Source organism: Burkholderia sp. YIM B11467 (genome assembly GCF_052952715.1).
Window position 1 is genome coordinate 129,708 of sequence record NZ_JBQVSQ010000001.1, and the last position, 14,823, is coordinate 144,530.

A 14,823-nucleotide genomic window follows, 5' to 3' on the forward strand; every position below is an offset into this window, starting at 1 on the left:
AGCGAAGCGGCGGCCATTCGGCCGCCGCGTGCCGTTTACAGCACGCCGTACTTGTGGAACCACGCGATCGCGCGCTTCCAGCTTTCTTCGGCATCGCCCTTCACATAGCTCGGCCGGTAGTCGGCAAAGAACGCGTGACCGGCATCCGGATACACGACGATCTCCGATTCGCGCGCAAGCTTCGAATCGCTCGTCTGGATCGCCTTACGCATGTCGGCAAGCGACGCCTGCGTGATGTTCGTATCCTTCTCGCCGTACAGCCCGAGCACGGGCACCTTCAGCTGCGACGCATGATCGACCGGATTGAACGGCGTCATCTCGTCGGTCTTGCCCTCGACGAACCCGTACCACGCGACGGCCGCCCGCACGTGCGGGTTATGTTCCGCATACAGCCACGCCTGGCGACCACCCCAGCAGAACCCCGCCACGCCGAGACGCGCCAGGTCGCCGCCGTTCTTGCCGGCCCATGCGACGGTCGCATCGAGATCCTCGGTGACCTGCCGGTCCGGCACCTTGCTGACGATGTTGTCGACGAGCCCCTGGATCGTCGGATACGTCGACACGCTGCCCTGCCGCGCGAACAGGTCGGGCGCGATCGCGAGGTAGCCGAGCTTCGCGAAACGGCGGCAGACATCGGCGATATGCGCGTGCACCGCGAAGATCTCGTGGATCACGATGACGACCGGCAGGTTCGTCTTGCCGGCCGGCTGCGCGCGATAGGCCGGCACGCTCGCGTCGCCGGAGCGGATCTCGACGGTGTCGACGTCCAGCCCGGCACTGTCGGTCGTGACCGTCTGCGCCGACACGGGCAGCACGGCCGCCGCGAAGGTGCCGCCCAGCGCGGCCTGCATGAACTTGCGGCGCGAGAACGGGACGTGGGGGACCAGGCTGTCGACTTCGGGTTTCAACATGAATGCACTCCTCGATTGAGCGCCACCGTCACGATCATGGATGCGGCATGACGGAGCATCGTGTCGGCGCGCGGCGCGAATATCGCGGCGGTTGGCACCCCGCCGCAAACGAAAACTCGGACAAGATGCCCAATAATCCGTTGTCGCGTCAACTGTCAGATGTGTAAGACTCAATTACGACGATTCGATCCGACCGCTCCGATCGTAGTGCGGCCAGTGTATTTCGATCGTCGTCGCGCGACCGGATGCTTGCGAAATGAAACGGAAAACGCGCGGACGATGCTGCCCGGCAAGCGCACACACGACCTTCCGGCTGCCCGCAAAGAACAACGGGCGGGGAACACGCATGTCGTGCGCACGCCCCGCCCGCCCGTCGCGCGAACGCGCGGTCAGTGCAGCTTGACGCGCGGCAGCGTCGTGCGCCGCAGCCAGTGCGCGACGGTGTCGAGCATCATCCGCGGATAGCCGTGCAGCGCCGCGATGTGCAGCCGGTACAGCGACATGTACATGAAGCGCGCGAACAGCCCTTCGATCAGCATGTTGCCGCCGATCAGCCCGCCCATCAGGTTGCCGACCGCGCTGAAGTGGCCGAGCGACACGAGCGAACCGAAATCGCGATACGTGAACTCCGGCAGCGGACGCCCGTCGAGCCGGCAACCGATCGCCTTCAGCAGGAAGCTCGCCTGCTGGTGCGCGGCCTGCGCACGCGGCGGCACGTTGCGTTCGTTGCCGGGCCACACGCATGCCGCGCAATCGCCGAGCGCGAACACGTTGTCGTCGGTGAAGGTCTGCAGCGTGCGGCGCACGTCGAGCTGGCCGAGCTTGTTGACCTGGAGGCCGTCGAGATGCGAAAGCACCGACGGCGCCTTGATGCCGGCCGCCCAGACCGTCAGGTCCGCGCGCACCGTCTTGCCGCTCGCGGTATGCACGAGCCCCGGCGCGACCTCGGTCACGCGCTCGCTGAGCATCAGCCGCACACCGAGCTTTTCGAGCAGCTCGGCAGTCGCCGCCGACACGCGCTCCTGCAGCGCCGGCAGAATCCGCGGCCCCGATTCGATCAGCACGATGCCGACGTCGTGACGCGGGTCGAGCTTGTGCAGCCCGTACACGGACAGCACCTGTGCCGTGTTGCGCAGCTCCGCGGACAGCTCGACACCCGTCGCGCCGCCGCCGACGATCACGACCTGGATGCGCGGCTCGGCCGTGTCGCCCGGCGCGGTCGGCGCCGGTGCCTGGTGCTCGGCGCGCATGCACGCGGCGATCAGCCGCTTGCGGAAGCGCTCGGCCTCCCCGACCGTATCGAGCGCGATCGCGTTTTCCGGCGCGCCCTGCACGCCGAAGAAGTGGGTCGTGCTGCCGATCGCGATCACGAGCGTGTCATATTCCAGCTCGCGCGCCGGCAGCAGTTCCTCGCCGTCGCTGTCGTTGATCGGCGACAGCGTGACGCGCTTGGCCGCGCGGTCGAGCCCGGTCAGCTCGCCCTGCTGGAACTCGAAGCCGTGCCAACGCGCTTGCGCCGCATATTCGAGCTCCTGCGTGAACGGGTCCATGCTGCCGGCCGCCACCTCGTGCAGCAGCGGTTTCCAGATGTGGGTCGGATTGCGGTCGACGAGCGTGACAAGCGCACGCGCGGGACGATTGCCGCGCGCGCCGTAACGGTCGCCGAGCCGCGTCGCCAGTTCCAGGCCGCCCGCGCCTCCGCCTACGATGATGATCCGATGCATCTGATTCCCCCTTTGCGATTCGAAACTGCTGCCGCCGGACGCCGCGAACGCGATGCATTCTTGCCGCCCGGTGGATTAACCGGTTCGGACATCATCGATGTGCAGTTCGAAGCACTTCGATGCGTCCGATCCCGGAACGCGGGGCGCGCCGCCCCCGCTTCAATGACATGACCGACATGCATTGTCCGGGAGCTTGCGCGTTGACCACAAGCAAACCATCTCGATATTCAGCATCCCTGCAACAATATGCCGCGGGAAACGGGAACCGCTCGGGGGTGCGTCAGTGTGCCTCTTCCCAGTTCGCGCCGGCACCCACCTCGGCGACGAGCGGCACCTTCAGCTTCGCGACGCCGCACATCATTTCCGGCAGCTTCTCGCGCACGAGCGACAGTTCGTCGTCGGGCACCTCGAGCACCAGTTCATCGTGCACCTGCATGATCATCCGCGACGCAAGCCGGTCGCGCGTGAGCCAGTCGTCCACCGCGATCATCGACAGCTTGATCAGGTCGGCCGCCGTGCCCTGCATCGGCGCATTGATTGCCGCGCGCTCGGCCGCCTGGCGGCGCGGGCCGTTGCCGCCGTTGATCTCCGGCAGCCACAGGCGGCGACCGAAAACGGTTTCGACGTAGCCCTTCTCCTTCGCGATCGCGCGCGTGTCTTCCATGTACTGCGCGACGCCCGGATAGCGGGCGAAATAACGGTCGATATAGAGCTTCGCCGCGTCGCGCGTGATGCCGAGGTTCGACGCGAGCCCGAACGCGCTCATCCCGTAGATGAGCCCGAAGTTGATCACCTTCGCGATCCGGCGCTGGTCGGAATGGACCTCCAGCGGCGTCACGCCGAACACCTCGGCGGCCGTTGCGCGGTGGATGTCCTCGCCCTGCGAGAACGCGCGCAGCAGCGACGCGTCGCCCGAGATGTGCGCCATGATCCGCAGTTCGATCTGCGAATAATCGGCCGACACGATGCGGTGGCCCGGCGATGCGATGAACGCCTCGCGGATCCGCCGGCCTTCGGCCGTGCGCACCGGAATGTTCTGAAGATTCGGATCGTTCGATGCGAGGCGGCCCGTCACCGCGACGGCCTGCGCATAGTTCGTGTGCACACGGCCCGTTGCGGGATTCACCATCCGCGGCAGCTTGTCGGTATAGGTCGACTTCAGCTTCGACAGCCCGCGATGCTCGAGCAGCAGCTTCGGCAGCGGGTAGTCCTCGGCCAGTTTCTGCAGCACTTCCTCGTCGGTCGACGGCGCGCCGCTCGGCGTCTTCTTCACGACCGGCAACTGCAGCTTCTCGAAGAAGATCTGCCCGATCTGCTTCGGCGAGCCGAGATTGAATTCGCCGCCCGCCAGTTCGTACGCCTGCCCTTCGAGTTCGATCAGACGCGTCGCGATTTCGGTGCTCTGCGCCTGCAGGCGCACGTCGTCGATCAGCACGCCCGTGCGTTCCATCTTGCGCAGCACGAGCGACACGGGCATCTCGATCTCGCGATACACACGCTCGAGGCCCGGCTCGCGCGTGACCTGCGGATACAGCGCGTGATGCAGTTGCAGCGTGACGTCCGCATCTTCGGCCGCGTATTCGGCGGCCTGCGTGAGCGCCACTTCGTCGAAACCGATCTGCTTCGCGCCCTTGCCGGCCACGTCTTCATACTTGATCGTCTTGACGCCCAGATGACGCAGCGCGAGGCTGTCCATGTCGTGCGTGCGGTGCGATTCGACCACGTACGATTCGAGCAGCGTGTCGTGCTCGATGCCGTTCAGCGCGATGTCGTAGTTCGCGAGCACCTGCGCGTCGTATTTCATGTGCTGGCCGACCTTCTTGCGATCGGCCGATTCGAGCCACGGCTTCAGGCGCGCGAGCACTTCGTCGAGCGGAAGCTGCTCGGGCATGTCGGGGCCGCGGTGCGCGACCGGCAGGTAGGCCGCCTTGCCCGGCTCGACCGAGAACGACAGGCCGACCAGCCGCGCGAGCATCGGGTCGAGCGCGGTCGTCTCGGTGTCGAACGCGGTCAGCGCGGCCGCGTCGATCTTCGCGAACCACGCGTCGAACTGTTCCCAGGTCTGGATCGTGTCGTATTCGCGCACGATGTCGGCCGCCACCACCGGTGCCGGCTCGCCTTCCGGCGCATCGGCGCCACCGCCTTCCGCCGGTGCGCTGTCGACTTCGCGCAGCCACGTCTTGAAGCCGTAGCGCGCGAAGATGTCACGCATCAGGTCGCGCGCTTCGCCGTCGCTCTTCAGCGACGCTTCGATCGATTCGAGATGCGGCGCGAGATCGCAGGCCGTCTCGACGGTCACGAGCTGGCGACCGAGCGGCAGGAAGTCGAGCGCGCGACGCAGGTTGTCGCCGACCACGCCCTTGATCTCGCCCGCGTGCTCGATGACACCGTCGAGGCTGTCGTATTGCGCCAGCCATTTCACGGCCGTCTTCGGCCCGCACTTCTCGACGCCCGGCACGTTGTCGACGGTGTCGCCGATCAATGCCAGATAGTCGATGATCCGCTCGGGCGGCACGCCGAATTTCGCGATCACGCCGTCGCGGTCGAGCGTCTCGTTGGTCATCGTGTTGACGAGCGTGACGTGGTCGCTCACGAGCTGCGCGAGATCCTTGTCGCCCGTCGACACGATCACGTTCATCCCGTGCCGTTCGGCTTCGCGCGCGAGCGTGCCGATCACGTCGTCGGCCTCGACACCTTCGACCATCAGGAGCGGCCAGCCGAGCGCACGCACGGCGCCGTGGATCGGCTCGACCTGCAATGCGAGGTCGGGCGGCATCGACGGACGGTTTGCCTTATAGTCGGCATAAAGGTCGTCACGGAACGTCTTGCCCTTTGCATCGAACACGCAAGCGCTATACTCTGCACTGACTTCCTTGCGCATACGGCGCAGCATGTTGATGATTCCGTAGAGCGCTCCTGTCGGCTCCCCGCCAGGGCCACGCAAATCAGGCATCGCATGGTAGGCCCGATACAGATAGCTCGAACCGTCAACCAATAGCAGGGTCTTACCTTCCAGATTTCGTTCTTCAGGCATTATGAACAAGAGAAAAGTGATTCCGAGTCTGCGTTCGCTCGCAGATCAAGAACGCGCGACGGCCAAGAAGGCGCGCGCATCGTGGCAGATGTTCACGATTATGGCAGAGTTTATCGAGGCGACCGAGTACCTGTCGGAGATCCGCCCGGCTGTCAGCATCTACGGTTCTGCCCGCCTCAAACCCGATACGCCGCACTACAAGCTGGCCGCGCAGATCGCGCGCAAGCTGTCCGACGCCGGCTTCGCCGTGATCTCCGGCGGCGGCCCCGGCATCATGGAAGCCGCGAACAAGGGCGCGCACGCCGGCAAGGCGCCGTCGGTCGGCCTGAACATCGAGCTGCCGCACGAGCAGGCCGGCAACCACTACCAGGACATCTCGCTGCGCTTCCGCCACTTCTTCACGCGCAAGGTCACGTTCGTGAAGAACTCGGATGCGGTGATCGTGATGCCGGGCGGTTTCGGCACGCTCGACGAGCTGTCCGAAGTGCTCACGCTGATCCAGACGAAAAAATCGCGCCTCGTGCCGATCATCCTCGTCGGCAGCGAGTTCTGGAAGGGGCTGCTGCAATGGTTCCGCGACCAACTGATTCCGATGGGCCTGATCAATCCGGAAGACATGGATCTGATGCAGGTGATCGACGATCCCGACCAGGTGCTCGAAGCAGTGCTCGCGTTCTACGAGGACAGCGGCGAAGAGGAAGGCGAAGGCTCGGAAGAGCAGCAGCCGCGGCCTGACGAAGACCGGATGTTCTATCTGTAATTCATCGGTGGCATGAGCCGGCCCGACGGCCGGCGCACTGCTTCCCGCGCGGCAGGCCGGCGATTCTGCCACCTGCCGCGCGTCACTTTGTAACGCGCTGTTAATCGGGTTTCGCGGCCGCGCGCCGTCGAATGTCAAATCCGTGCAGCCGGTGCCGCGCGACGCGGCGCAATCGTCCATACCCGCGGCCCGCCATTGTCAAATTGCGCGGCCCGATACCCGTACCCCGCCCTCGCCGGCCGCCAACCCGCTGTAATAAACCCGCCTCGCCTTTTCCGTCACGCGCCCGCACACTGCATTCTGTCGGCGCGGCGTTCCCCCCGGTGGAACGGTCCCCCTCGCTTCCATCGCGTCGCGCCGGCCTATTCATAACGACCTCACGGAAAAGAACATGCAACGCTCGCTGATCGCCCTCGCCTTCGCCGGCCTTGGCCTTTCGCTGTCCGGCCTCGCTCATGCAGTCAACGTCGACGTCAACATCGGCACGCCCGCGCCGGTCGTCGTCGCCCCCGCACCCGTCATGGTCGCTCCGGGGCCCGCGGTCATCGTCGGCTGGCATGGCGACCGCTACTGGGACGGCCACCGTTACTGGGAACGCCGCGAGTGGGAAGATCACCAGCGTCATCGCGGTCACGACGACCACGACCGCCGCGGCGACTACCACTGCCCGCCGGGACACGCGAAGAAAGGCGAGTGCTGATCGACCTCACCCTCGCCTGACAAGCAGGGCCGCCCGCGCGCTTCGGCGCCGGGCGGCCTTGTCGTTTCTGGCGCCCCGCTTCTGGAAAACGCGACCGTCGCCGGGATACCGAACGGGGCACCCCGGTGCAGGCCGATCGCACAACGCGCAGGCCATCCGGCCGCGCATCCGGCAGTCGGTCATGCGCTGCGGACACATGATGTGAGGTGGTAGGATCGGCCTCACACAAGGCCATTTCCGCCACCATGCCACTCATCAGGATCTGGGCAGTCAACCATGCCCTCGCGTCCGGCATCGCCGCGCCGACCGACATCCTTACCGCGGCCAATCATCTCGCCCCTACGACGCCGGCCCGCCGGACAGTCACCCCGTTCCGGTGGCGCATAGAATCGATCGACGGCCGGCCGGTTCGCACGGCCTCCGGCCAGCTCGTCCCGGTCGACGGCACGATCGACGGTGGGAGTGCCGCCGATGCGATCTGGCTGACCGCGCCGTTCGTCGCCGATCTGGAGCGGCTGCTCGCACGCCCCGGCTCGCTCGCGCCGCTGCTCGACGCACTACGCAGACAGCATGCGCGCGGCACGCTGATCGCGACTTATTGCACGGGCGCGTTCCTGCTGGCCGAGGCCGGCTTGCTCGACGGGCGCGCCGCCACCACGCACTGGTCGAAAGCCTCGAGCTTCCAGGCGCGTTACCCGGACGTCGCGCTGCGCGCATCGGAGGTGCTCACCGAGCAGGACGGCATACTCTGCGGCGGCGCCATCACGTCGTATCAGAATCTCGCGCTGCGCCTCGTCGACAAGCTCGCGAACCCGCGTCTCGCGGCGTCCGTCGCGAAGCTCATGCTGATCGACATGAACCGCATTTCGCAGGATTCGTACATCGATGTCGCACAGATGAGCCGCGCCGGACACGATGATGCGTCCGTTGCGCGCGCGCTGCGCTGGATGGAAAGACACCTGCGCGAACCATTCAGCCTCGCCCGCTTGAGCGAGCACATGGCGATGAGCGAACGCACGCTGCATCGTCGCTTCCGGGAGGCCGTGGGGGCACCGCCGCTCAAGTATCTGCAGACGCTCAGGATCGAGGTCGCGAAGCGGCTGCTGGCCGAAACGAAGATCGGGGTCGACGCGGTCTGCGAGCGCGTCGGCTATACGGACATCAGCGGCTTTCGCCAGCTGTTCAAGCGCGAGACGGGCATTGCGCCCGGAGAATATCGCCGCCGCTTCATGCGCTAGCCGCCGAGCATCGGCATCGATCGCAATGTCCGGAATGGCATTGCCGAATGGCAGTTTCGCCACTTCGCGCGCAAGGGCGCGGTTCCTACACTGGGTTCACGTCGCCCGGAACCGGGAACGACGCCCTCTCAACCGAACCAGGACAACACCATGCCGATGATCGACGTCGCGATCCCCGAAAGCGCACTCGCGCAGCCAGCCGAAGCGCAGTTGATGAGCGAACTGACCGAGATCCTGATCCGTCACGAAGGACTCGACCCGAGTGACCCGCGCGTGCGGGATGTGACGTGGATCTTCGTCCACCGGCCGGCGGCCGTGTACCGCTCCGGCGAACTGGCGCCGGCACCCATCTACCGGATCGTGCCGACCGTGCCGGAAGGCCAGTACACGGACGCCGCGCGCGCCGGGTTGATCGCCGACGTCACGGCCGCAGTTGCACGCGCGGAAGGCGTTCCGCTCGACGCCATCGCGTCGCGCGTCTGGGTGCTGCCGACGGAAATCGACGACGGCTGCTGGGGCAGCCGCGGCGTCGTACGCCGCCTGCCGGACATCATGGAATATTTCGGCGGAGCGACGCTGCGCTCGCTCGGGGAACAGCGGCTGGCGATCAAGCGGCAGGCGGACGCGATCGGAATGCTGGAGGCCGTCCTCGATGCGATGCGAGATACGCAGCGCGATCGGTCGCACGGCGGCACCGCCACACCCGCGCACTGACGCACGCGCGCCGGTATCCGACACCCGAGCGCATCGGCGCGCTCGCAACCCGGGCGCCGCGCGTCAAGCCGGCGCCTCCGCCAGCGGGAGTGGCGCGAGTTCCGGATGCGCGCCGAGCCGGGCCGCAAGGAAATCCATCAGCAACCGGCTCCGCAGCGGAAGATGGGTGCGCTGCGGCATGCACAGATAGAGCCCGTAGCGAGACGTGGCGTGCTTCGTCAGCAGCGGCACGAGACGGCCCTCGCGCACGTGCGCGTGGACCGAATAACCGAAGAACTGGCCGATCGCGGCACCGCTCAGCACGATGTCGAGCTCGGCGTCGATGTCGTTGGTCGCGATGAACGGGTGCACCTGTTGCGTGTCGACGCGGCCGTCGACGAGGAATTCCCATGGAAACGGCTTGCCCGTGCGCGGATACAGGAACGCCGTGCAGCGGTGATCGCGCAATGCATCGATCGTTTGCGGCTCGCCGTGGCGGCGCAGATACGCCGGCGCCGCACAGACGACCAGTTGCAGATCGGCGACGCGACGCGCGATCAGCCCGCTGTCGGGCAGATTGCCGGTCCGCACCGCGATGTCGATCCGCTGCTCGACGATGTCGGCCATGTCGTCGCTGACGATCAGCTCGGCCGTCACGCCCGGCTGCCGGTCGCAGAACTCGCCGAGCAACGGCGCGAGAAAGCGCCGGGCGAGCGAGTAAGGCGCCGCGACGCGGATCGTGCCGACCGCGTGCGCGCGATCGTCGTCGAGCGTACGCAATGCGGTTTCCAGTTCCCCGACCGCGCCGCGGCACTGCGCGAGCAGGCGCTCGCCCTCGGCCGTCAGCGCGATGTGATGCGTCGAGCGCTGGAACAGCCGCACGTTCAGCAACGCCTCGAGCGCAGCGACCTGCTTGCTGGCCGCCTGCGGCGTCATGCCGAGCTCGCGTGCGCCCGCGCTGATCCCGCCCGCGGCTGCGACGCGGACGAATACCGTCAGCGCCTTCAAACGATCCATTCGGTGCTCCTGTCGAACCCGGCACGTCCGGGCACTCGTCAATGGCGTCGCGACGCCGGTCCGTCAAGTTGAATCGGTTACAACCGGATCGGTACTACTCGCGTGCCGCCCCGCTTCGCACAATGGCGCCATCCTCGACGATCAGCCCGCACGGGCCGCTCACCATGAACCTGCGCTCGTTTCCCATCGCCTTCCGGGCCGCCGTCGCGGTCGCCTCGATCATCGCCGGTGCGTCGTCGCCCGCGCTCGCGGACGATGCGCCCGCCCGCGTCGTCGAAACGGTGCTGCTGCGAACCACGCACGCATGGGACGGTTCGCCCTACCAAGCCTACCCGACGCATCAGCCCGAGGTGACGGTCGTACGCTACACCATCCCGCCGCACGCCGTACTGCCCTGGCACACGCATCCGTCGATCAACATCGGCTACGTGCTGTCGGGCCATCTGACCGCCGTGCGCCGCAGCGACGGCAAGCGGCTGGCGCTCGGCCCCGGCGACGTGGTGCCGGAAATGGTCGATGGCGCGCATCGCGGCGAGACCGGCGACGAAACCGCCGAGCTGATCGTGTTCTACGCCGGCACGCCCGGCGCACCGCTGACCGTTCCGGACGGCGAAGACTGAGCGCCGGCCCTTCGGCCGGCTCGTTTCACCCTGACGCGGAGCGCCACCCATCATGTCCGATTCACACCCCCTGTCCACTCCCTCCTCCACGACGCAGCCGCGGCCCCGGCTCGACGGGCGCGTCGCGCTCGTCACGGGCGGCGGCACCGGCATCGGCCGCGCAGCCGCACTCGCGTTCGCGCGCGACGGCGCCCGCGTCGTCGTGGCCGGACGCCGCGCGGCGCCGCTCGACGACACCGTGCGCGCGATCGCCGAACGCGGCGGCGAAGCGTTCGCAATCCCCGTCGACATCGCCTCGGCCGACGGCGTACGCGCGCTCGTCGACGCAACGGTCGAACGCTACGGCGCGTTGCACGCGGCGTTCAACAACGCCGGCACGGAAGGCACGTTCGAGCCGATCGTCGAGCAGACGGAAGCCGACTTCGACGACGTGATCGCCACCAACCTCAAGGGCACCTGGCTGTCGATCAAATACGAGATGGAGGCGATGCTCGCGCACGGCGGCGGTGCGATCGTGAACACGTCGTCCTGGCTCGCGAAAGGCGCGCTTGCCGGCTCGTCGACCTATTCGGCGAGCAAGGGCGCGCTCGATGCGCTGGTGCGCGCGGTCGCGCTCGAAGGCGGCCCGCACGGGATCCGGATCAACAACGTCAACCCCGGCATCATCGACACGCCGATGGCGCGCCGGTTCGGCGACGACGAGATGTTTCGCCCGTTCGCCGCGTTCACGCCCGCGCGACGGATCGGCACCCCCGAGGACGTGGCAGACGCGGCCGTCTGGCTCTGCAGCGACGAAGCGCGCTTCGTGACCGGCGAATCGATCCTCGTCGACGGCGGCTACACGATCGGCGGCATGCGCTGATCGGCGTCGCAAGGAGGATGAATCAATGGAGTACGTGAGACTGGGAACGTCCGGGCTGAAGGTGTCGAAGCTGTGCCTGGGCTGCATGACCTACGGCGATCCGTCGTGGCGGCCGTGGGTCGCGACCGAGGACGTAGCGCGCCCGTTCATCCGCGCGGCACTGGACGCCGGCGTGACGTTCTTCGACACGGCCGACATCTACTCGGGCGGCGAGAGCGAACGCATCCTCGGTCGCGCGCTGCGCGATTTCGCGACGCGCGACGACGTGGTGATCGCGACCAAGGTGTTCTTCCCGACCGGTGACGGTCCGAATGCGCACGGGCTGTCGCGCAAGCATCTGTTCGCGAGCATCGACGCGTCGCTGCAGCGCCTCGGGACCGATTACGTCGATCTCTACGTCGTTCACCGGTTCGATCCGGATACGCCGATCGACGAAACGCTCGACGCGCTCGACGCAATCGTGAGGAGCGGCAAGGTCCGTTATCTCGGCGCCTCGTCGATGCATGCGTGGCAGTTCATGAAAATGCTCGCATTCCAGCGGCATCACGGCCTCGCCCGGTTCGCGTCGATGCAGAGCCAGTACAGCCTGATCTGCCGCGGCGACGAACGCGACATGCTGCCGCTGTGCATCGAGGAAGGCATCGCGTACACGCCGTGGTCGCCGCTAGGCCGCGGGTTGCTGGCCGGCTCACGCGATGCGGGGACGACGCGGGCCGCGACGGACCGGCAGATGGTGTCCTGGTACGACGGCCGCGATGCGGTCGCGGCGACCGTCGAGGCCGTCGGACAGGTGGCGCAGGCACGCGGCCTGGCGCCCGCCCGGATCGCCCTCGCGTGGGCGCTGCGACGGCCCGGCGTCACGGCGCCGATCGTCGGATTGTCGAAGCCGCATCACGTGACCGATGCGCTCGCGGCGCTCGACCTGACGCTTGACGATCGAGAAACCGCGCTGCTCGAAGCCGCGTTCGACCGGACGATCGAGCCGGTGCAATGGTAACCACGGCCACGGCAACCGACCGAGTCGAATCAGAGGACTGAAGCCGAGCAAACCACCTCCGGCAGGCCGGACGGCGTAAAACCCGGCGGCGGCGCCCCGCAAGGCCCGCCGGTTGTCACGCTTACTGGAACGCCACTTCCGCGAAGCTCCGCAGCTTCCGGCTATGCAGCTTGTCGAGCCCGTTCGTGCGCAGGATCTCCATCGCCTTCACGCCGATCTGCAGATGCTGATCGACCTGCCCGCGATAGAACGTGTCGGCCATCCCCGGCAGTTTCAGCTCGCCGTGCAGCGGCTTGTCCGATACGCACAGCAGCGTGCCGTACGGCACGCGGAACCGGAAGCCGTTCGCGGCGATCGTCGCGCTTTCCATGTCGAGCGCGACCGCGCGGCTCTGCGACAGCCGCTGCACCGGCTCGCGATGATCGCGCAGTTCCCAGTTGCGGTTGTCGACGCTCGCGACCGTGCCCGTGCGCATCACGCGCTTCAGTTCGACGCCTTCGAGCCGCGTGACATCGGCCACCGCGCGCTCCAGCGCGAGCTGCACTTCGGCAAGCGCCGGAATCGGCACCCACAGCGGCAGGTCGGCGTCGAGCACGTGATCCTCGCGCACGTAACCGTGTGCGAGCACGTAGTCGCCGAGGCGCTGCGTGTTGCGCAGCCCCGCGCAGTGACCGAGCATCACCCACGCGTGCGGGCGCAGCACCGCGATGTGATCGGTGATCGTCTTCGCATTCGACGGACCGACGCCGATATTGACCATCGTGATCCCGCTGCCGTCCGCGCGCTTCAGGTGATACGCGGGCATCTGCGGCAGGCGCGGCGGCGCGGCGCCCTCGGCCGGCTCGCTGCCGAGGTTCGCGTTGTACGTGACGACATCGCCCGGCTCGACGAACGAACTGTACTGGCTGCGGTACGCGCGCACCTCGGGATCGGTGCTTTCCGTCATCATCGTGCGGCCGAGCTTCACGAACTCGTCGATGTAGAACTGGTAGTTCGTGTAGAGCACGTAGTTCTGGAAATGCGTGGGCGACGTCGCCGTGTAGTGGCGCAGCCGGTGCAGCGAGAAGTCGACGCGCGCGGCCGTGAACAGCGCGAGCGGATGCGGCTCGCCCGGCGCCGGCTCGAACGTGCCGTTGACGATGCGGTCGTCGAGATACGACAGGTCGGGCGTGTCGAAGATGTCGCGCATCGCGAGCAGGCGGTCGCGGTCGAGCTCACCCTCGAGATGGATGCCTTCCGGAAACGCGAAATGAATCGGAATCGGCTGCGACGACACGCCGATCTCGATCTTGACGTGGTGGTTCTTCGACAGCAGGCGCAATTGCTCGCGATAGTAGTTCGCGAAGAGATCGGGGCGCGTGACCGTCGTCTCGAACACGCCGGGGCCCGCGACGAAACCGTACGAACGGCGCGAGTCGACGTGCGTGTTGACGTCGGTGCGGATCCGCACGAACGGGTAGCACGCGCGCACGTGCTCGGTAATCGGTTCGTGGCGGCGATAGCGCGCGAATGCGTCGCGCAGGAAGCCGGTATTCGTGTCGTAGATGGCGGACAGCCGCGCGACGGCGGCGATCGAATCGTCGAAAGCCTCGACCGACGGGCTCTCGGGCGTCAGCACTCGGTGCCGGCGGCTCAAATCGTTCTTCATTTTCATCACCTCGTCTGATCCGACGACATTACCACGGAACCCGGTCACCCTTATGGCCGCCCGGATACACGCAGGGGCCGGATGGTGCGCAGTATTTGCTAAAATCGGTGGGTTCACTGGAGACTCATCATGAAGCCGCTCATTCTCGTCGCCGCTGCCGTCGCGTTTGCCGCCGCCAGCAGCGCTTACGCCGCCGGCGCCACGCCTGACGCCGACGCGCAGGCCCGGGCCGAGGCCAACGAAGCCGCCGGCCTGCCCGATCTCCGCAAAATCAACCGGCCGGGCGCCGAAGTCTCGTCGAAAGTCGACTTCGCCGACATTCGCCGCACGCCGAGCTTCCACGAAAAGAGCAAGAACGGCACCGAGGTCACCGAGTACCGCGACCGCGGCAAGCCGGTCGAAATCGACGTGAAGTCGAACTTCGGCACGCGCTACCAGATGAGCTCGACGCCCGACACGTCGCCGAAGCCGCACGACGCGGGCATCCCGATCACGCGCCTGCCGTCGCTGAACCTGCGCTACTGATTTCGTGGCGCGCCGTGTCGATCACGGCGCGCCGCCTCCCCTCCACCTGCTGTTGCGACGCACGCCGCACGCGTGCCGACAACCTGACCTGACG

13 protein-coding genes are annotated in these 14,823 nt (G+C 67.0%); 8 read left to right on the plus strand and 5 right to left on the minus strand.

Features of this window, described 5'->3' with window-relative positions:
* Positions 1-35: 35 nt before the first annotated feature.
* From ACTRWB_RS00560 to polA, 3 genes are all read right to left on the minus strand, one after another.
* Positions 36-911, minus strand: coding sequence for a dienelactone hydrolase family protein (locus ACTRWB_RS00560; protein ID WP_446900572.1), 876 nt, complete (start codon positions 909-911; stop codon positions 36-38).
* 389 nt (positions 912-1,300) lie between these two features.
* On the minus strand, positions 1,301-2,635 hold the full coding sequence (locus ACTRWB_RS00565) for an NAD(P)/FAD-dependent oxidoreductase (RefSeq protein ID WP_343490395.1): 1,335 nt from the start codon (positions 2,633-2,635) through the stop codon (positions 1,301-1,303).
* Positions 2,636-2,915: 280 nt separating this feature from the next.
* Positions 2,916-5,669 (minus strand): DNA polymerase I, encoded by a 2,754-nt coding sequence (gene polA, locus ACTRWB_RS00570; protein ID WP_446900573.1) that lies wholly within the window; start codon positions 5,667-5,669, stop codon positions 2,916-2,918.
* Position 5,670: 1 nt separating this feature from the next.
* On the opposite strand from polA, the gene ACTRWB_RS00575 reads away from it, so the two are divergent.
* The 4 genes from ACTRWB_RS00575 to ACTRWB_RS00590 all read left to right on the plus strand — a co-directional run bounded on the left by ACTRWB_RS00575 (position 5,671) and on the right by ACTRWB_RS00590 (position 9,081).
* The gene (locus tag ACTRWB_RS00575; RefSeq protein ID WP_129516867.1) at positions 5,671-6,429 is read left to right on the plus strand and encodes an LOG family protein; all 759 of its coding nucleotides are present in this window, start codon (positions 5,671-5,673) and stop codon (positions 6,427-6,429) included.
* A 391-nt stretch (positions 6,430-6,820) separates the two neighbouring features.
* Positions 6,821-7,129, plus strand: a complete 309-nt coding sequence (locus ACTRWB_RS00580; protein WP_419687512.1) for a hypothetical protein — start codon at positions 6,821-6,823, stop codon at positions 7,127-7,129.
* A 245-nt stretch (positions 7,130-7,374) separates the two neighbouring features.
* Positions 7,375-8,367, plus strand: coding sequence for a GlxA family transcriptional regulator (locus ACTRWB_RS00585; protein ID WP_446900574.1), 993 nt, complete (start codon positions 7,375-7,377; stop codon positions 8,365-8,367).
* A gap of 150 nt (positions 8,368-8,517) precedes the next feature.
* Positions 8,518-9,081 carry a tautomerase family protein gene (locus tag ACTRWB_RS00590; protein ID WP_446900575.1) on the plus strand — a complete coding sequence of 188 codons (564 nt, stop codon included), beginning with the start codon at positions 8,518-8,520 and terminating at the stop codon, positions 9,079-9,081.
* 63 nt (positions 9,082-9,144) lie between these two features.
* On the opposite strand, the gene ACTRWB_RS00595 is transcribed toward ACTRWB_RS00590, so the two are convergent.
* Positions 9,145-10,077: a LysR family transcriptional regulator gene (locus tag ACTRWB_RS00595; RefSeq protein WP_129516864.1), complete on the minus strand. Its 933-nt coding sequence runs from the start codon at positions 10,075-10,077 to the stop codon at positions 9,145-9,147.
* 164 nt (positions 10,078-10,241) lie between these two features.
* On the opposite strand from ACTRWB_RS00595, the gene ACTRWB_RS00600 reads away from it, so the two are divergent.
* The 3 genes from ACTRWB_RS00600 to ACTRWB_RS00610 are packed head-to-tail and all read left to right on the plus strand — an operon-like array spanning position 10,242 to position 12,556.
* Positions 10,242-10,697, plus strand: a complete 456-nt coding sequence (locus ACTRWB_RS00600) for a cupin domain-containing protein (RefSeq protein WP_446900576.1) — start codon at positions 10,242-10,244, stop codon at positions 10,695-10,697.
* A gap of 52 nt (positions 10,698-10,749) precedes the next feature.
* Positions 10,750-11,559, plus strand: coding sequence for an SDR family NAD(P)-dependent oxidoreductase (locus ACTRWB_RS00605; RefSeq protein ID WP_419687521.1), 810 nt, complete (start codon positions 10,750-10,752; stop codon positions 11,557-11,559).
* Positions 11,560-11,584: 25 nt separating this feature from the next.
* On the plus strand, positions 11,585-12,556 hold the full coding sequence (locus tag ACTRWB_RS00610; protein ID WP_446900577.1) for an aldo/keto reductase: 972 nt from the start codon (positions 11,585-11,587) through the stop codon (positions 12,554-12,556).
* 121 nt (positions 12,557-12,677) lie between these two features.
* Here the strand turns inward: ACTRWB_RS00610 and ACTRWB_RS00615 are convergent, their stop codons facing one another.
* A complete protein-coding gene (locus ACTRWB_RS00615; RefSeq protein WP_129516860.1) occupies positions 12,678-14,204 on the minus strand; it encodes an AMP nucleosidase in 1,527 nt (508 codons plus the stop codon).
* Positions 14,205-14,333: 129 nt separating this feature from the next.
* On the opposite strand from ACTRWB_RS00615, the gene ACTRWB_RS00620 reads away from it, so the two are divergent.
* Positions 14,334-14,729 carry a hypothetical protein gene (locus ACTRWB_RS00620; protein WP_419687526.1) on the plus strand — a complete coding sequence of 132 codons (396 nt, stop codon included), beginning with the start codon at positions 14,334-14,336 and terminating at the stop codon, positions 14,727-14,729.
* The last annotated feature ends 94 nt before the right edge of the window (positions 14,730-14,823 follow it).